The organism is Clostridium sp. UBA4548 (assembly GCF_002387895.1).
In the GTDB taxonomy this organism is placed as follows: domain Bacteria; phylum Bacillota; class Clostridia; order Clostridiales; family Clostridiaceae; genus Clostridium_J.
The window spans coordinates 99,136-117,711 of record NZ_DGLI01000025.1; the positions used below are offsets into that span (position 1 = coordinate 99,136).

The following is an 18,576-nucleotide window of genomic DNA, read 5'->3' on the forward strand; positions in this document are numbered from 1 at the left end:
TATCCCCCTTTTTTATACATTAAATCTAAAATTAACTACATCTCCATCTTGCATGATGTATTCTTTACCCTCTAATCTATAACAGCCCTTTTCTTTTGCCGCTGATTCAGAACCACATTCCACTAACTTATCAAAGGAAACAATTTCTGCTCTAATAAATCCTCTTTCAATGTCGCTATGAATTTTTCCAGCAGCTTCAGGAGCTTTAGTTCCCATTTTAATTGTCCAAGCTCTTACTTCTTGAACACCAGCAGTTAGAAAGCTCATTAGACCTAAAAGAGAGTAACTTTCTCTTATTAACTGATCTAGTCCTGATTCAGTTAGTCCATATTCACTAAGTAAATCTTTTTTCTCTTCATCAGTTAAAGTAGAAAGCTCTTCTTCAAGTTTTGCACAAACAATTATAACTCCAGAGTTTTCAGAACTAGCATGGGCTTTAACTTTCTCTACTAGATCATTTTCTAAGTTACCGGACATTAGGTCCTCTTCACTTATATTACAAGCGTAAAGTACTGGTTTTGAGGTAATTAGAAATAAACTTTTTACAAAAGTATTTTCATCATCTGTAAACTCTAGGGTTCTTACAGGCTTGTTATCTTCTAGATGTTTCTTTATTTTTTCCATTATTTCATATTCAGCTTTTGCAACTTTATCTCCAGAACGAACTAACTTTAGAGATTTTTCCATTCTTCTGTCTAACACCTCAAGATCAGAGAAGATAAGCTCTAAATTGATAGTTTCGATATCTCTAATTGGGGATACTGAGCCTTCAACGTGAACCACATTATCATCATGAAAGCACCTAACTACATGGACAATAGAAGATACCTCCCTAATGTGTGATAAGAATTTATTTCCAAGGCCTTCACCTTTGCTTGCACCTTTAACAAGACCTGCAATATCATAAAATTCTATAGCAGTATGAACTTTTTTCTTTGAATTATAAATTTCCTTAAGTACATCAAGACGTTTATCTGGTACACTAACTACACCTACATTGGGTTCAATTGTACAAAAGGGATAGTTCGCTGATTCAGCACCAGCTTGAGTAATAGCATTAAATAGAGTACTTTTACCAACATTGGGTAATCCAACAATTCCTAGTTTCATAAATATTCTTTCCTTTCAATGATAATACATGATATAGGTTATAAGTGAAAGCTAACTAAGAGTTTCACCTTAAAAGCCTATAAATAACATATTATGAGTAAATAATATTATTCTTTACATATTATATTTTCCAAAATTATTCTTTTAAATTATACTCTACAAATTAATTTATTTCAACAACAGTAAAAAATAGAAATTTTATTGTATAATATAATTAGACTAAAAATGAATAAAAAATTGCAAAAATGGGGTATATAAATAAAAATATGATGTAATAAATAAACCCTGTGTGTTACAGTATTTTACAGTATTTGTAAATGAAAAGGCTGTTGAAATTTAAATTATAAAATCACAAAAAAAAGCAATAATTCCTTCACATTTTTGAAGGAATTTTTAGGTAGGCATAGAATAATATGATAGGTAATAACCTATTATACATTTATTTTAAAGTTTTATGAAATAAATTTGTAAAAATGTTAAAAATATACACAGATCTATTCGTAGAAGGAGAAGATGAACATGGAGTTTAAGCATATTTCAATAATGCTTCAGGAATGTATTGAAGGTTTAAATATTAAACCAGATGGAATATATGTTGATTGCACCCTAGGTGGAGCAGGACATTCTTTAGAGATTTTAAAGAAACTGTCTAGAAAGGGTAAGTTAATTGGTATTGATCAAGATTTAGATGCACTTAGTGCAGCTAAAGAAAGATTGAAAGATTATGAAAACGTAATTTTTGTTCATAATAATTTTTATAATATTGAAGATATCCTTGAAGAACTTAATATTGAAAAAGTAGATGGAATTCTTATGGATTTAGGAGTTTCTTCTTATCAATTAGATGAAGGAGAAAGGGGCTTTAGCTATATGCAGGATGCTCCTTTAGATATGAGAATGAATAGGGAAAGTCCCTTTTCTGCATACAATGTTGTAAACGAGTATAGTTTAGAAGAATTACATGATGTTATAAAAAGCTTCGGAGAAGAAAAGTTTGCTAAAAAAATTGCCACTATAATTGTAGATAGGAGAAAGAAAAAGCCTATAGAAACTACTTTTGAGCTAGTAGATATAATTAAAGCTTCAATACCTGCAAGATTCAGGCAAGAGGGCGGGCACCCAGCAAAAAGAACCTTCCAAGCAATTAGGATTGAAGTAAATAAAGAGTTACATATTTTAGATAGAGCTATTACCAACAGTATTGAAGCTCTTAATTCTAAAGGAAGAATTGCCATTATTACATTCCACTCATTAGAAGATAGAATAGTGAAAAATAAGTATAAGGACCTTCAAGATCCTTGTAACTGTCCCAAGGAACTACCGATGTGTGTTTGTAAAAAAACTCCAATAATTAATATTATTACTAAGAAACCTATTGAGGCATCAGAAGAAGAGTTGAAGGTTAATTCAAGGAGTAAAAGTGCTAAGCTAAGAATAGCTGAGAAAATTTAGTTCTAAAAACGGTATGGGGGTCGTAAAATGTTATTAGAGAATGAGCGTAATTCAATACAAGGAAATACGGTGCTAGCACCAACTACAACTACTTTACCTAAGGAAAAGGTAAAAGTTAAAGAGCAGGTCAAAAAGAAAACTGAAGATAAAAGAAAAAGGTTAATAAAGGCACTAAAGTTTGCAGGAACTTTAGGGTGTTCTTTTGCAATTGCATTTACTATACTTTTTAGATATAGCTCAATTTATTCAACACAAAAAAAACTTATTGCAGTTAATAGTCAAATTAGTAGTTTAGCTGAAGAAAATGAAAGTTTAAAAGTGCAATTATTAAAATTTAATAATATTAGTTACATTGAAGAAGTAGCTACGAAAGAATTAAAAATGGTAAGACCTGTGGCAGGAAGTGCAGTGTTTTGTAATTTAAAAGCTATTGAATTACCCCGTGAAGAAAAAAAAGCAGAAAATTCATCTAAGAAATTACTAAGCAAGGTAAAGGATTTCTTATTTTAATTTTAGTTATTGGGGGAGTATAGGTGGCAAAAAAAGAATTTAGAGACAAAGTTATAATGAAAAAAAGAATGCTTTATGCTCTTATTTTAGTATTCATGATTTTTATTGGACTTAGTGTTAGAATCAGTTACATTATGTTCGTAAAAGGTGATACATATAAGGCTAGAGCAACACAACAATGGACAAGTGATGTTAAGATTAATGCAAAACGTGGAAGAATTTTAGATAGAAATGAGAAGGAACTAGCAGTTAGTGCTAATGTTTATAGGGTAGATTTAGATCTTAATGCCCTTAGGAAATGTCTTGAGGATCAAAAGTTATCTATGGAAACTATAGCCCCTAAAATTGCAGAAATTGTTCAAATGGATTCTGCAAAGGTATTAGATATATTAACTAGACCGCTACCTAATGGAAAACTTAGAGGGGCAGCAATTTTAAAGAGAAGAATTGAAAAGGATATGGCAGATGGAATTAAAAAATATTCTGAAGATAATTCTCTTCGTGGCCTTGTAATATCACCTGATACTAAGAGGTACTATCCTAATGGTAGTTTTGCAGCTCATATTTTAGGACATACCAACTCCGACGGGGAAGGATTGACAGGCACTGAGCTTCAGTATAACAAATACCTTGCTGGAGTACCAGGTATAAAGATAGCTGAGACAGATCAAAAGAGTGAAGATTTACCTTATAAGATTTCTGAATACACAGAGCCAGTAGATGGAAGAGACGTGGTCTTAACCATCGATGAAAATATTCAATATTTTGCCGAAAAAGCTGCTTCACAAGCTTTAAAGGATAATGATGCAAAGGCAGTGTCTGTAATTGTAATGGATCCTAAGAATGGGGAAATACTAGCAATGGTTAATAAACCTGATTATGATCCAAACAATCCATGGCCAGAAGGGCTAAGCGATGATGAAACACAAAAAACTTGGAGGAATAGAGCTGTTAGTGATGCCTATGAGCCTGGGTCCATTTTCAAAGTAGTAACGGCTACAGCAGCAATTGAAAAAGGAGTTTTAAAAGAAGGAGAAACCTTTAACTGTAGAGGTGGACTAACCATTGGGGGAAGAACAATTCACTGTTGGAAAACTATAGGTCATGGTCCCTTAGATTTTGAAGGTATTATTAAAAATTCCTGTAATGTTGGCTTTATGATATTAGCAGAAAGAATGAAAAAAGAATCATTGAATGAATATATATATAAATATGGCTTTGGCAAGAAAACAGGGATAGATTTGCCAGGTGAAGCTAAAGGAATTGTCAAACCAACTGAACAAATATCAGTAACTGACTTAGCGACGATCTCCTTTGGACAAAGCAACACTGTTTCTGCTATTCAGTACATGCAGGCTTTTAACAGTATTGCAAATGGAGGAACTTTGATAACTCCACATTTAATGAAGGAAGTAATACATTATGATGGAGACAACAATAGAATAATAGATGCTACTTTTTCAAACTATAATAAGAGGGCAGAAATTAAACCAGAAACTATGGAAAGAATGAGAGGTCATCTAGAAGCTACAGTTTCTAGTGGAGGTGCCTCTAAGACTTATATACCTGGATATCATATAGCTGGGAAGACAGGTACAGCACAGAAGGTAGATCCTGTGAACGGGGGATATGCTCAAGGAAAATATATATCTTCATTTGCAGGAATGGCTCCAGCAAATGATCCTAAAGTCACTGTGTTTATATCTATAGATGAACCAAATCCATCTTTATATTATGCTGGACAAATTGCAGCACCAGTTGGAAAAGTCTTATTTAATGATATATTTAACTATTATGCATTAAAGCCAGACGCAAGTTCAGAGGACATTCAAAAGAGCTTAAAGAAAGATGTGGTTATACCAGAAATTAGAGGGCAAAAGAAGGCTGATGCTACTAAAGGTTTAAAGGATAATGGGTTGGGGTATAGAATTGAAGGTGATGGAGAATATGTAGTTGATATTAGTCCAAAGCCAGGCTATATGGTTAAAGAAGGAAGCGAAATAATTCTCTATACTGGTAAACAATCAGACACTGATAGCACTGTAGTAATACCAGATTTAATGGGTTCCACACCTGAGGCTGTAAGAGAACTTCTGGGAAATCTTGGGCTTAAGGCAGAGTTTGTTGGAGAAGGTGTTGTAGGACAACAAAGTATTGAAGCAGGACAACATGTAAAGAAGGGTACTGTTATAACTTGCCACTTACAAGTTATTGCGGATTAATTCTAAGCAAAAGGTAGTTTGTTGCATACTATAGTGATTTAGTGTATAAATATAATATGATAAAGTATAGTTCACCGGTAGCCTACAGCTTTGCTGTGCTACCGGATTTCCCTTGTTAAAACATATTTTGGAGTAAGGAATTTATCATGATATTTAATGATGTTTTGGAAGGATAATTCGCCCATACCTCTAATGTGGGAGGCTGTGATAAAAAATAAATTTCCGTAGGAGTCAAATCTTCTTCCAAAGCTGCTCTACAAAATGAACTTGTTCATTATTAAATCTTATTCAACAATAATTAAGTTATTTATGTTTAGATAAAGTTATAAAGGAGTGAAAAAATGCAGATTAAAAATCTTTTAGAAAATATAGAGTATAGTATGTTATCAGGAAAAGAAGATATACACGTAAATAGTATTCAATATGATAGCAGAAAAGTTAAAGAAAGAGACATGTTTTTTGCTATCGAAGGATTTAATTTAGATGGCCACAAATTTATAAATAAAGCTATAGAAAATGGTTCAAGAGTTATTGTTATTCAAAAACCTGTGGAACAAGTTGAAGGGATAACTTATATTATGGTGGATGATAGCAGGAAAGCATTAGCTATAGCAGCAGCAAACTTTTATGGAAATCCCAGCAAAAAGATGAAAATCATAGGAATTACAGGGACTAATGGAAAAACTACGTCAGCCTTTATGCTTAAAGCTATATTAGAAGAAAAAGGATATAAAGTAGGATTAATAGGAACTATAGCTAATTATATTGGTAGTGTAGAAATACATACAGATAAAACTACACCTGAATCTCTAGAGTTACAGAAGTTATTTAATGAAATGGTTGAGAAAAAGGTGGATTATTGTGTTATGGAAGTTTCTTCTCACTCTTTAGAACTACATAGAGTTCATGGAATAGAATTTTCAGAAGGAATTTTTACAAACCTTACAAGAGATCACTTAGATTTTCATAAAACCTTTGAAAATTACTTTAATGCAAAATCTAAATTATTTACTATGAGCAATAAATCTATAGTGAATATAGATGATTCTTACGGCGAAAGAATAGTGGAACAAGTTAAAAGTAATATAACTACTTATTCTTTGGAAAAGCCTAGTGATTTAAAAGGGTATAACTTAAAGCTACATTCAAGAGGCATCGAGTTCACCTTAAATAATAGAAATGAAGAAGTAGTAATTAAACTGTCTATTCCAGGGACTTACAATGTTTATAATGCCTTAGGGTGTATTGGAGCTGCTTTAAATGAAGGCATAGATATCTATACTATTAAAAGTGCTTTAGAAAAGGTAACCGTTCCAGGAAGATGTGAAATAGTTACATTAAATAATCACTTAGGGTTTGACGTTATAGTTGATTATTCTCATACTCCAGATAGCTTAGAAAATATACTTAAAAATGTAAGAGAGTTTACTCTAGGAAGGCTTATCTGCATATTTGGATGCGGCGGAGATAGAGATAGAACCAAAAGACCTATTATGGGTGAAATAGGTACAGAATTAAGTGATTTTGCAATAATTACTTCTGATAACCCTAGAACTGAAGAGCCTAATAGCATTTTAAAGGAAATTCAAGCAGGAGTTAAGAAAAATAATTATGAACTAATTGAAAATAGAAAAGAAGCTATAAAAAGGGCCATGTCTTTAGCAAAAAAAGGTGACATAATTGTGATAGCTGGTAAAGGACATGAAACTTATCAAATACTAAAGGATAAAACTATTGACTTTGATGAAAGAAAAGTTGTAGCAGATATTATAAAGGAGCTGGAGTTATAGATGGAAACCATAACTTTAAAAGATGTAGTTAAAGGTGTTAAAGGTGAAGTGTTGAAAGAAGGGAAAACTACCCAATTTAATAGGGTTTCGATAGATAGCAGAAAGGTATGTGCTGGAGATATATTTTTTGCTTTAGTTGGAGAAAATTTTGATGGTCATAGTTACATAGATATGGCTATAAAATCTGGAGCGCACCTTTGTATAGTTCATAAGAAAAATTTAAACTTAAGTGGTTATGCTGAAGAGGTTTCAATTATATATGTAGAGGATACAAGGACAGCACTATTAGATTTAGCTGAACATTATAGAGAAAAACTCAAATTAAAGGTTATAGGCATCACTGGATCCACAGGGAAAACTTCCACAAAGGACTTAGTTGCTGCAGCTTTGAGCGAAAAATATAAGGTGTTTAAGACTAAAGGGAACTTTAATAATGAGGTCGGACTACCACTAATGGTATTTTCCTTAGATAATAGCTATGATGTTGCAATCTTAGAAATGGGCATGAGTAGCTTAGGTGAAATAGAGAGACTTGCAAAAGTTGCAAAGCCTGATATAGGAATAATAACTAATATAGGTTTATCGCATATAGAAAATTTAAAAACTAGGGACAATATTTTAAAGGCTAAAATGGAAATAACTTCATTCTTCAATGAAAAAAATGTGCTCATAATCAATGGAGACAATGATATGCTTCATAATTTACAAGCACAGGGTTATAAAATAATAAAAATAGGATTAGAAAATGATTATAATTTCGTTGGAAGCAGAATAATTATAGATAATGACCATATTAAATTTAATGTAATTGAGAATGGAAAAGAAACAGAAAGCTCAATAGAGGTTGGAGTTCCAGGTAAGCATAACGTATTAAATTCCTTGCTTGCCATAGCTGTGGCTAGGGAGCTAGGGTTGACATATGATGAGATTTCCATAGGAATAAGGAAGTTAGAATTTACTTCTATGAGATTAGACATTATAAACTGTGGCAACTATATAATTATAAATGATGCTTACAATGCTAGTCCAGACTCTATGGAAGCAGCCTTAGAAGTTCTTAAAAACTATGAGGGCAAAAGAAAAATTGCAGTACTTGGTACTATGAAAGAGTTAGGAAATGAGGCCTATAATTCTCATGAAAGAGTAGGAAGTTATGCGAAAAAGTGTAATGTTGATTTATTGCTAACTGCAGGAGAATTCAATGAAGCTTTTAAAAGTGGATTTGGGGATGGAAACCTTGTGTCCTTCCACACTGGAGAAGAATTATTAGATTTTTTATCTACCACTATTGAAGATGGAGATGTAATTTTGGTAAAGGCATCTAGAACCATGAAATTTGAACATATTGTTAGTGGGATACAAAGGACAACTGTTTAGGGAGGGGTAGAGTATGAGTAAAGTTGTATATTCAGTGCTAGTTGCTTTTTTAGTCGCACTTTTAATTGCACCATTTCTTATTCCAATGCTGCATAAATTTAAGTTTGGTCAAAACATTAGAGATGAAGGCCCAGAAAGCCATAAGAAGAAGCAAGGAACTCCTACAATGGGAGGCATAATTTTTATTATTGCAACGTGTATAACCATGATTGTAATTGTTAGAAACCCAAAAGATGAGGCTATGATTGCATTATACTCATTAGTGGCTTTTGGAATAATTGGACTTTTAGATGATGCATTAAAAATTATAAAAAAGAAAAATGAAGGACTAAAAAGTTACCAAAAAATGATTCTACTTGTATTAACTTCAGGTTTCTTAGGATATTTTGCATCAAATAAAATTGGCACTGATATAATGATACCATTTTTCACGTCAAAGACTTTTGATTTAGGGGTATTTTTTATACCATGTATAATAATTTATTTCGCTGCAACTACTAATGCAGTTAATTTAACAGATGGACTCGATGGATTAGCTAGTTCTATTACATTGTTAGTAATGACTTTCTTCGCACTTGTAAGTTTTGGTATGGGGTATTACACTCTATCCATATTTTGTGGGATTTTAGCTGGTTCCCTTTTAGGCTTTTTAAGATATAATTCTTATCCAGCACAAATATTTATGGGGGATACAGGGTCACTAGCATTAGGTGGGGCTGTAGGTGCTATAGCTATGATATTAAAATTAGAACTCCTAGTTGTAATAGTTGGAGGAATATACGTAGTAGAAACACTTTCTGTAATTATTCAAGTTATATCTTTTAAGCTTACAGGAAAAAGAGTGTTTAAAATGAGTCCTCTTCATCATCATTTTGAACTAAGCGGATGGCATGAGAGTAAGATCGTAGCAGTTTTTTCTATTATTACAGTAGTTTTATGTTTGATAGGATTTCTATCAATAACACATTAAAATACTATAGGGGGATTGAATATGAAGAAACCCAAAATGAAATTGGGAGAAGTAGATTTTATACTTTTTGCGACAATTTTAATGCTAGTTACTGTTGGGGTAGTAATGGTTTATAGTGCTAGTTCATATTTTGCAGCCTTCAAATATGAGGATGCAGAATATTTCCTTTGGAGACAGCTACTCTGGGCTGGTATAGGGCTTGGAGCTATGATATTTACATTAAATACTGATTATCATAAATTCAAAAGATATACTAGAGTATTAATCATTTTTACCTTTATTGCATTATGTTTAGTTTTTGCATTTCCACCAGTAAATGGAGCACAAAGATGGATAAGGCTAGGCCCTGCTTCTTTTCAGCCTTCAGAAATCACAAAGTATGTAGTTGTTCTATATATTGCTAAGAGTATTGAAGCAAAAGGTGAGAGAATTAAGTTGTTTTTCAAGGGAGTCATACCACATCTTGCTTTTGCAGGTTTCTTCGCAGGAATGGTAATCCTTGAGAAAAATCTTAGTATTGCTACAGTTATAATGCTAGTTACTGTGGCTATGCTCTTTATAGGAGGCACAAAGTTTTCCTATATAGCGGAAATGGGATTGGGGTTAGTTGGATTAGTTGTGGCTGCAATAATACTGGAACCCTATAGGATGAGGAGAATTACAGGTTTTTTAGATCCATGGTCGGATTCTCAAGTTACAGGGTATCAACTAGTACAATCGTTGTTAGCTTTAGGATCAGGTGGGCTTACAGGGGTAGGAATAGGACAGTCTAGGCAGAAATGTTTCTATATACCAGAGCCGCATAACGATTTTATATTCTCAGTTATTGGAGAGGAGCTTGGATTTATTGGTTGTATGTTTATTGTAATTTTATTTGTGATTTTTCTTTGGAGAGGTATTATGGCTGCAGCTAAGGCCAAAGATGTCTACGGAGCTCTATTAGCAACAGGGATAACTGCTGTTGTAATACTACAAAGTCTAATTAATATTGCAGTAGTTACAGGGTCAATGCCAGTTACAGGTGTACCTCTTCCATTTATTAGCTATGGAGGGTCATCTCTGGTTATAAATATGATGTTTATGGGAATTCTTCTTAATATAACAAGACAAAACAATAGTAATATTTAATTTAAAGAATATGAATAGTAGAAGATCTACGAAGGTATTAAACCATACTTTAAACATATTCAGGATTCCTGTAAATAAAAAGTGACTTGCTTATATAGTAAGTCACTTTTTTTAATTATTTAGGTAATTTATAATGAATTTAATTCTAATTAGTGGTATTATTGTATGTGTAAATGTATTAGTTTTATTGAGAGTCTTATGGTGGTGAGGAAATGACGAATAATAAAAATAAAAAAGAATATGGAAAATATATTCTTGAAAATAAACAAGCAATATTAAATAAAAAGAAAAAGATAAGAGTTATTAGACGGAGTATCATAGCCATGGTGATAATGGTTGCTGTATTGCTTACTTTAAGTTTTAACTTAGAGTATTTTAATATTAGTGAAATTCAGGTGTCAGGTAACAGCACTTTGAATTCAGAAGAAATAATGAAGCTTTCTGAATTAAGTAATGGTAGCAATATTTTTAAATTCAAGTCCAGTACTGTAAAAACTAAAATTTTAAGAAATCCATATGTATTAGGTGTAAAGGTTAAAAGGTCGCTGCCCAATAAAGTAGAACTTGAAGTTGCTGAGAGAAAGGCAATGTTTTATATAGCATACAATGAAGAATTCTATATAATTGACAGTAATGCAATTGTACTAGAAAGAAGAGACAGTATTGAGGGTATGACATTAGCAAAGATAGAAGGAATTGATTTATCTACTGCAAAAATAGGTGATGTTATTCCACTAGATAGTGAGGAAAAAAAGAAAGCTATAATGGAACTTTGTGATTTTGTTTATAATAACAATGCAGCTGGTACCAATGTAGTTTCCTCTATTCAGTTAAATGAGCTTGTAGATATAAAAGTTTTAATAGGTAATGCTGAGGTGAAACTGGGGACCACTGAGAATATGAAAGATAAACTTTCTAAAGCATTTAGCATTTTAAACGATGAACAGTTTAAAGGGTTTAAAGGCTACGTGGATGTAAGTTTTAACGGTAACCCAGTAATTTATAAACAGGAATAGGAGGTTAGTACATTGAAGAAGTTTATTTACCAGTTAATTATAGGACTAATTTTTTTATTGTTTGGATTTATGGTAACTTCTCAATTAAATATGCGTGAGAAGCAGAAGGTTGTGGCAGAAAATAAGCAAAGCCCAGAAATCCTTGTTGAGAATGAGCAACTTAAAAAGCAAAAGGATGAATTGGAGAAAAAAGTTAATGAGCTTATAGAGAAGTCACAAAACTATGAAAATGCAGCTGCTGGGAAAACTGATGAAAGTAATTTATTAGTGCAAGAACTTCAAGAAACTAGGCTAAGAGCTGGTCTTACTGATGTAAAAGGTCCAGGAGTTATTATTTATATAACTCCTAAAGCAAATTTATTTGCTGCTCCAGCAAATCGACAACCAATTATTGATTTTGATTTACTAGGGATTGTGAATGAACTAAATGCTGCAGGGGCCGAAGCAGTTTCTATTAATGATATACGACTAACCAATAGAGGCGGAATTAGAACTGCAGGAAATGGTATTATCATAAATAATGAGAGAATTTCGCCGCAGAAAAGAGTAACTATAAAAGCTATAGGGAAGAAGAAAGATTTAGAAAATGCTACGAATTTTCCAGGAACTATCTCTGTAGATCTTAAAAACAGCTGTGAAGTGTCAATAGAATCTAGCGATGAAGTAGTAATAAAAAAAGGACAAGATGCCTTAAAGTATGAATATGTTAAAGAGGTTGAAAAATAGGGGTGATTAAATGGTTGCATTTGTTGGACTTATTCTTGGGATTGTTTTAGGTGTTGTTTGGAATGTAAATATTCCTTTAAAATTTTCTCCCTATATATCTGTAGCGATATTTGCTTGCATAGATTCCATCTTTGGAGCAATTAGATCAAGTTTGAATAAAGATTTTAGACCAGATATATTTGTTTCAGGATTTTTTGGTAATGCTGTACTAGCAGCTTTAATGGTTTATTTAGGTGATAAGCTAGGTATTCCAATTTATATAGCAGCAATTATTGTGTTCGGACAAAGGGTTTTCACTAATTTTGCAATAATAAGAAGACTACTTATGGAACGTTCAAAGTTTCGTCATTGAGGTGATTAAATGCAAACTAATGAAGCAAGTATTTTTTTGTTTATAGCTTCAATTATCATTGGACTTTTAATTGCAATGAACATGAATTTAGGAAAAGGTAGTAAACTACTTGATGTAGAAGAATATGAGGTAGCTTACAATGAAAGAATTAAGCTTCAAGGAGAAATTTATAATCTCCAAGAGCAATATTTAGAGTTAACAGATAAAGTAAACGACTTTGAAATGAATTCAAAAAGCAATAAGGACATTTTAGGGGATATTACAGAAGAACTTAAAAAAAATAGAATTGTTTTAGGAAAAGTCCCTGTTAAGGGAGAAGGAGTTAAAATTACACTCAGCGATGCTCCAGAGGTTATGTTTGGTGGAAATTATACTAGTGGTATGTTAGTTCATGACACCGATTTAGTAATGGTTATTAATGATTTAAGAAGTGCTGGCGCCGAGGCTATTGCAATAAATGACCAGAGAATTGTTTTTAATTCTTCAGGAATTTGCTGGGGTCCTTCTATAAGATTTGATGGAGTTAACGTAATAGGACCTTTTTATATTACTGCTATAGGAAATAAGGATGTACTAAAAAGTTTCTTAGATACTCAGAAAAATCAGGTAAAGGAATTAAAGACAAGAAAGTGTTATGTTGAAGTGGAAACTTCCTCAGAAATTGTAATTCCTGCCTATAATGGCAGTACTGAAAATAAGTATATATTGCCATATAAGGAAAAATAAAAATAAATTATTACCAAATAATTAAAATAATTTAAAAATTTATTAATTATTGAAGGAATTTCATAGGTTATGAAGAATACTAGGAATAGTACTATTGTAACCTAGGATAACCTAAAGCTATAAGCAGATAATTGGGTATGCAAGGAGGAGTAAAGTTGTCAATTGAAGAAAATTATTTAGATATTTTAAAGCAAATTCCAAAGGATGTAACTTTATTAGCTGTATCCAAAACTAGGAGTGTGGAAGAAATCCTTGAAGCTTATAATGCAGGAGCTAGAGAGTTTGGAGAAAACAAGGTTCAAGAATTAAGTGAAAAGTTTGATGAACTACCAAAAGATATTAAATGGCACTTGATAGGTCACCTTCAAAGAAATAAGGTTAAATACTTAGTAGATAAGGTTCATTTAATACATTCACTTGATAGTATTAAATTATTAGAGGAAATTGAAAAGCAGTTTTCAGCCAAAAACAAAATTGCAAATGTTCTTATTCAAATCAATATTGGAAAAGAAGCAACAAAGACAGGAGTATACATAGAAAGTTTGCGAGATTTAATTAATGCTTGTGAACAGTGCACTTCTGTTAAAGTAAGAGGCCTTATGGCCACAATTCCAATTGGAACTGAAGAGAGCTGCAGGCAATACTTCAATGAAATGAAAAAAGTTTATGGAAATTTAAGTACTGAGACCTTTAAGAATATTACTATGGAAGTTTTATCTATTGGAATGACTGGAGATTATAAGATTGCCATAGAAGAAGGATCAACCTTGATTCGATTGGGTGAAGGTATTTTTGGAAAAAGAAATTATAATAAATAATTTTTGGGAGGATAAATTATGGAGAACAAGTTTATGAAAGGCTTAGGAAGAATTATTGGATTTGATGAAGAAGATTATGAAGATGAAGAAGTGTTAGAAAAAGAAGAAGGCCAAGATGAAACAGAAGATACCAATGAACTTGAAATTGAGCCTTTTATGGCAAATATGAAAAAACAAAGTAAGATTGTAAATATTCATACGGCTTCAACAGCAAAAGTTGTAATTAGCAAACCAATGAATTACGATGAAGGTACTGCTATAGTTGATAACCTTAAAAATAGAAGAATTGTGATTGTAAATGTAACTGGTGTTGAACAAAAGGTTGGTCATAAAATCCTTGATTTTCTTATAGGTGCAATTTATGCCTTAGAAGGTGGATTGCAGCAAGTTGAAAAAGGTGTTTTCATTTTAACTCCATCTAATGTAGAAGTTACTAGTGAGCTAAAAAACGAATTAACTAATAAAGGAATTTTTAGTTGGTCAAAATAGGAGGCTTAAATGGCTGAAAGGATAGTTAATATTTTATTTGAAGTATTAAAAATGGCAATATTGTTAGAAGTAATTCTTTCATGGGTTCCAAGTGGCAGAAATTCTAAGGTTTGGTCTACAGTAAGATCTTTTACTGCACCTATTATGGAACCTAGTGAAAAAATTAATGATAAATTATTTTCAAGTTTACCAATAGATTTATCACCAATAATTGCATATTTTATAGCTTCTGTTGTTCAAAGCATTATTTTAAAGATAATGGGAATTATATAAAAAGGTGTTATTTATGGAAAAAGTGACGTTTGTCAATTCCTTTAGCGAATATGATAAAAACTATATGTCAAACATCTACGACAATATAGTATTATGTAAAAAAACACATAGTACAGTTTTTACAAAGGAATTCCTTATTCCTTACATTTACAATAAGCTTAGTAATATGAGTAATGAGCTAGGGGTAAAGGTATATTGTTATGGTGTTTATGAAGACAGTGAAAGAAAAATGGTGGCTTTTGATTTGTATGAAAAACCGGAGGAATTTCCTGTTGATTTAATTAAAATTGCAAATAAGTCAAAGTTTAGAAATTTAAGTCATAAGGATTATCTTGGTTCATTAATGGCATTGGGACTCAAAAGAGAAGTTTTTGGGGATTTAGTGGTGGAAGATAATCATTGTTATGTACCAACAGTAAGGGACATAACAAATTACATATTAGGAACTTTAGAAACTATTGGACATTGTCCCTGTGAGTTGGAGATTTTAAAGAATAATCCTGAAAGTATTCCTATGGTTAAGTTTCAAGAAAAAGTTATTATATTCACTTCACTCAGATTAGATAATATAGTTAGTGGTATATGCAATTTATCAAGAAATGAAAGCAATTCTTTAATTGGTGGTGGATTTGTGATGATAAATCACATAACTGTTAGTAAGAAAGATAAGCTTGTAAAACCACAAGATATTATTACTATAAGAGGTCATGGAAAATATAGGGTTCAAGATATAATTGGTGAGACTCACAAGAGTCGTTTAAAAGTACTAATAAGAAAATATACATAATATAGGGGTGATTAACATGAGAATAACTTCGATGGATATTAATAACAAAGAATTCAAAAGAACTATGAGAGGTTATAGTGCTGATGAAGTAGATGAGTACTTAGAAAAGATAGCTGAAGACTATGAAGCTATCTATAAGGAAAATACTACATTAAAAGAAAAAATCAGTGTTTTTCAAGATAAATTAGATCATTATACTAAGATTGAAAGTACAATTCAAAGCACCTTATTACTTGCACAAAATGCTGCTGAACAAGCAAAATTAAGTGCACAAACAGAGGCAGAGTTGATTGTTAGAAATGCTAACGATAGTGCTAAAAGAATAATGGATAAAGCTCATGGAGATGTGCTTACAGTAACTGATGAATTTGAAAGAACAAAGCAAGAATTTGCGAAATTCAGAAGTAAGTTTAGAAACTTTATGTTGAGCCAAATGGAAATGTTCGAAGCACTAGAAAAGGATTTTGATAAAAATTATAATATTTCAACTGTAATTGAAGAAAACAATAACAATGAAGTACTAAGCGCCAATCTAAGTAATAAAAAGATAAAAGAAATAGAAAAATTTGATTATAATACTTCAGAATTCGAAGAAATAAAGAGTTTTTTCGCCGCAGAGCAAAATTAGTGAGAAGTATAAAATCTCACAAGATTAATTACTAATTAAATCTCACTCTTAGAGTGAGATTTTTAATTTTAAAAAGATATAAAGTTGTAGAATTACTTGCTATTTAACGAGATTTTGGAAGGATAATTCTTTCCTCCTCATCAGGTGGGAGTCCATGTTAAAAATTAAACTTTGCCTTAACAAAGATGACTTTGTTAAGGCGAATCGCCTTCCAAAGTCACTCTATAAAATGAATTTGTTTATTATTTAACTACTTATGCGGATAATTTTTCTTAAAGAAAGGTAACAATAAGAATATGATGGCAATGAATTACTATAGAAAATTAATTTAATTCTTTTCAGTGTAAACAATTAATAATTATAGTCTTATTTCTGAAGGAGTATAAAGTGATTTTTATAGTTGAGGAGATAAAAATATGAAAGAGATAGACATTTCTGGTGGTTCCTATACCTATAAAGTTTATATAGATGAAAGCACAAGCAATTTTAATAATGCATTAAAAAAAAATGATATTCAAATTAATAATAAGTTTTTTATTATAACAGATCATCAAGTTCATTCTATATACAGAGATAGGATAGATGAACTCTTTGAAGAAGTAAATTATAAAGTATTAGCTATACCTTCAGGAGAGAATAATAAAAATTTTAATACCATAGAGAGTATATACAAATTTTTAATGGAAAACTCCTGTGATAGAAGCAGTACTTTAGTGGCTTTTGGGGGAGGAATAGTAGGAGATTTAGTTGGATATGTAGCTGCTACATATATGAGAGGAATGAAGTACATAAGTATTCCTACTACTATTATATCTATGGTAGATAGTTCAGTAGGAGGAAAGGTTGGTTATAACTTTGAAAATATAAAAAATGTCATTGGAACTTTTTATACGCCTATTTTTGTTTTTATATCTATAGATTTTTTAAGAACTCTACCCAACAATGAGTTTATTAATGGTATTGCAGAAGTGATAAAATATGGGATAATTAAAGAAAACCAATTATTATATTATTTAGAACATAATCTGGAAAATATTTTAAATCTAGATAAAGATAAATTGCTTTATATTATTGAAAAATCCTTAAGGATAAAACATGAAGTAGTATCTGTAGATTTCAAAGATAAAGACTATAGAAATATATTAAATTTTGGTCATACAATCGGCCATGGCATTGAAATAGTATCAAATCATGACATAGCACATGGATATGCAGTTGCCTTAGGTATGTTAGTAGAATTGAAACTATCCCAATACAAGTTAAACTTTAAGAAAGAAGACTATGATTACATATATTACCTTATAAATAGCATAGGATTCCCAACAAAGTACAAAGTTGACAATATGGATTTGTTTATGTATGCTATAAAGCATGATAAGAAAACAGAGAACAATCAAATAAAATTTTCATTAATTGAAGAAATAGGGACATCTAAAACTGGAATAGTTATAGATGAAAGTCTTATACAAAAAGCAATGGAAGATAGTATTGAAAGGAGATATTTATGAAATTTGGAATAATTGGAGCCATGGAAGAGGAAGTAGCATCATTAATAGAGGAAATGGAAGTAAGTAGTAAAATAGCAAAAGCTAAAATGGTTTTCCATAGTGGAATTATATATAATAAGGAAGTTGTTATAGTAACAAGTGGCATTGGGAAAGTTAATGCTGCAGTATGTGCTCAAATTTTAGTAGATAAATTTGATGTAGATTACATAATTAATGTTGGAATTGCTGGAGGAGTGGGAGAAAAAATTTATCCAGGTGATATAGTTATTGCAAATAGCCTAGTTCAGCATGACGTTGATACATCAGCATTTGGGGATAAATTAGGTCAAATCCCAAGAATGGATGCCTATGATTTTAAGTGTAGTGATCTTTTAATTAGTCATGGTAAAATTGCTTGTAGTTCAATAGAAAATGTAAATACTTTTGTGGGAAGAATTGTATCTGGAGATCAATTTATTGCCAATAGTGAAAAAATAAAATGGTTAAACAAAGAGTTTAATGCTTTAGCTTGCGAGATGGAAGGTGCAAGTATAGCTCATGTAGCATATCTGAACGATGTGCCTTTCCTTATAATAAGATCCATATCAGATAATGCAAATAATGGAGCTCATATGGACTATGAGAAGTTTAAACCGATTGCAGTTAAAAATTCTAATATTATTTTGAGAAGTATGTTAAAGTCGATGTAGGTGAT

General features: G+C 31.4%; 19 protein-coding genes. 18 read left to right on the forward strand and 1 reads right to left on the reverse strand.

Going from position 1 to position 18,576, the window contains the following annotated elements; all coding sequences use genetic code 11:
- Positions 1 to 12: 12 nt before the first annotated feature.
- The gene (gene ychF, locus B3040_RS09905) at positions 13 to 1,110 is read right to left on the reverse strand and encodes a redox-regulated ATPase YchF (RefSeq protein WP_291572752.1); all 1,098 of its coding nucleotides are present in this window, start codon (positions 1,108 to 1,110) and stop codon (positions 13 to 15) included.
- A 519-nt stretch (positions 1,111 to 1,629) separates the two neighbouring features.
- On the opposite strand from ychF, the gene rsmH reads away from it, so the two are divergent.
- The 18 genes from rsmH (at position 1,630) to B3040_RS09995 (ending at position 18,571) form a co-directional block, all read left to right on the forward strand.
- Positions 1,630 to 2,562 (forward strand): 16S rRNA (cytosine(1402)-N(4))-methyltransferase RsmH, encoded by a 933-nt coding sequence (gene rsmH / locus B3040_RS09910; protein ID WP_291572754.1) that lies wholly within the window; start codon positions 1,630 to 1,632, stop codon positions 2,560 to 2,562.
- 27 nt (positions 2,563 to 2,589) lie between these two features.
- Entirely contained in the window at positions 2,590 to 3,072 is a 483-nt protein-coding gene (locus B3040_RS09915) for a septum formation initiator family protein (protein WP_291572756.1), read from the forward strand.
- Positions 3,073 to 3,095: 23 nt separating this feature from the next.
- Positions 3,096 to 5,294, forward strand: coding sequence for a stage V sporulation protein D (locus tag B3040_RS09920; RefSeq protein WP_291572759.1), 2,199 nt, complete (start codon positions 3,096 to 3,098; stop codon positions 5,292 to 5,294).
- 341 nt (positions 5,295 to 5,635) lie between these two features.
- The gene (locus B3040_RS09925) at positions 5,636 to 7,084 is read left to right on the forward strand and encodes a UDP-N-acetylmuramoyl-L-alanyl-D-glutamate--2,6-diaminopimelate ligase (protein WP_291572761.1); all 1,449 of its coding nucleotides are present in this window, start codon (positions 5,636 to 5,638) and stop codon (positions 7,082 to 7,084) included.
- Positions 7,085 to 8,461 carry a UDP-N-acetylmuramoyl-tripeptide--D-alanyl-D-alanine ligase gene (locus B3040_RS09930; RefSeq protein ID WP_291572763.1) on the forward strand — a complete coding sequence of 459 codons (1,377 nt, stop codon included), beginning with the start codon at positions 7,085 to 7,087 and terminating at the stop codon, positions 8,459 to 8,461.
- A 13-nt stretch (positions 8,462 to 8,474) separates the two neighbouring features.
- On the forward strand, positions 8,475 to 9,431 hold the full coding sequence (gene mraY, locus B3040_RS09935) for a phospho-N-acetylmuramoyl-pentapeptide-transferase (protein ID WP_291572765.1): 957 nt from the start codon (positions 8,475 to 8,477) through the stop codon (positions 9,429 to 9,431).
- Between the two features lie 21 nt (positions 9,432 to 9,452).
- Positions 9,453 to 10,559: a stage V sporulation protein E gene (gene spoVE / locus B3040_RS09940; protein WP_291572767.1), complete on the forward strand. Its 1,107-nt coding sequence runs from the start codon at positions 9,453 to 9,455 to the stop codon at positions 10,557 to 10,559.
- Between the two features lie 212 nt (positions 10,560 to 10,771).
- Positions 10,772 to 11,575: a cell division protein FtsQ/DivIB gene (locus tag B3040_RS09945; RefSeq protein ID WP_291572770.1), complete on the forward strand. Its 804-nt coding sequence runs from the start codon at positions 10,772 to 10,774 to the stop codon at positions 11,573 to 11,575.
- A gap of 12 nt (positions 11,576 to 11,587) precedes the next feature.
- Positions 11,588 to 12,301 carry a DUF881 domain-containing protein gene (locus B3040_RS09950; RefSeq protein ID WP_017415673.1) on the forward strand — a complete coding sequence of 238 codons (714 nt, stop codon included), beginning with the start codon at positions 11,588 to 11,590 and terminating at the stop codon, positions 12,299 to 12,301.
- A 10-nt stretch (positions 12,302 to 12,311) separates the two neighbouring features.
- The gene (locus tag B3040_RS09955; protein ID WP_017415674.1) at positions 12,312 to 12,653 is read left to right on the forward strand and encodes a small basic family protein; all 342 of its coding nucleotides are present in this window, start codon (positions 12,312 to 12,314) and stop codon (positions 12,651 to 12,653) included.
- A gap of 9 nt (positions 12,654 to 12,662) precedes the next feature.
- Positions 12,663 to 13,379 carry a DUF881 domain-containing protein gene (locus B3040_RS09960; protein WP_291572773.1) on the forward strand — a complete coding sequence of 239 codons (717 nt, stop codon included), beginning with the start codon at positions 12,663 to 12,665 and terminating at the stop codon, positions 13,377 to 13,379.
- A 155-nt stretch (positions 13,380 to 13,534) separates the two neighbouring features.
- Positions 13,535 to 14,197 carry a YggS family pyridoxal phosphate-dependent enzyme gene (locus B3040_RS09965; RefSeq protein WP_291572775.1) on the forward strand — a complete coding sequence of 221 codons (663 nt, stop codon included), beginning with the start codon at positions 13,535 to 13,537 and terminating at the stop codon, positions 14,195 to 14,197.
- Positions 14,198 to 14,215: 18 nt separating this feature from the next.
- Entirely contained in the window at positions 14,216 to 14,686 is a 471-nt protein-coding gene (locus B3040_RS09970; RefSeq protein ID WP_291572777.1) for a cell division protein SepF, read from the forward strand.
- A gap of 9 nt (positions 14,687 to 14,695) precedes the next feature.
- Positions 14,696 to 14,959, forward strand: coding sequence for a YggT family protein (locus tag B3040_RS09975; RefSeq protein ID WP_291572779.1), 264 nt, complete (start codon positions 14,696 to 14,698; stop codon positions 14,957 to 14,959).
- Between the two features lie 13 nt (positions 14,960 to 14,972).
- Positions 14,973 to 15,746: an RNA-binding protein gene (locus B3040_RS09980; RefSeq protein ID WP_291572781.1), complete on the forward strand. Its 774-nt coding sequence runs from the start codon at positions 14,973 to 14,975 to the stop codon at positions 15,744 to 15,746.
- A 16-nt stretch (positions 15,747 to 15,762) separates the two neighbouring features.
- Complete coding sequence (locus B3040_RS09985; protein ID WP_291572783.1) at positions 15,763 to 16,374, forward strand: DivIVA domain-containing protein; 612 nt, start codon at positions 15,763 to 15,765, stop codon at positions 16,372 to 16,374.
- A gap of 416 nt (positions 16,375 to 16,790) precedes the next feature.
- On the forward strand, positions 16,791 to 17,882 hold the full coding sequence (gene aroB / locus B3040_RS09990; RefSeq protein WP_291572785.1) for a 3-dehydroquinate synthase: 1,092 nt from the start codon (positions 16,791 to 16,793) through the stop codon (positions 17,880 to 17,882).
- Complete coding sequence (locus B3040_RS09995) at positions 17,879 to 18,571, forward strand: 5'-methylthioadenosine/adenosylhomocysteine nucleosidase (RefSeq protein WP_291572787.1); 693 nt, start codon at positions 17,879 to 17,881, stop codon at positions 18,569 to 18,571. Before aroB ends, B3040_RS09995 begins: the two co-directional genes overlap by 4 nt.
- The last annotated feature ends 5 nt before the right edge of the window (positions 18,572 to 18,576 follow it).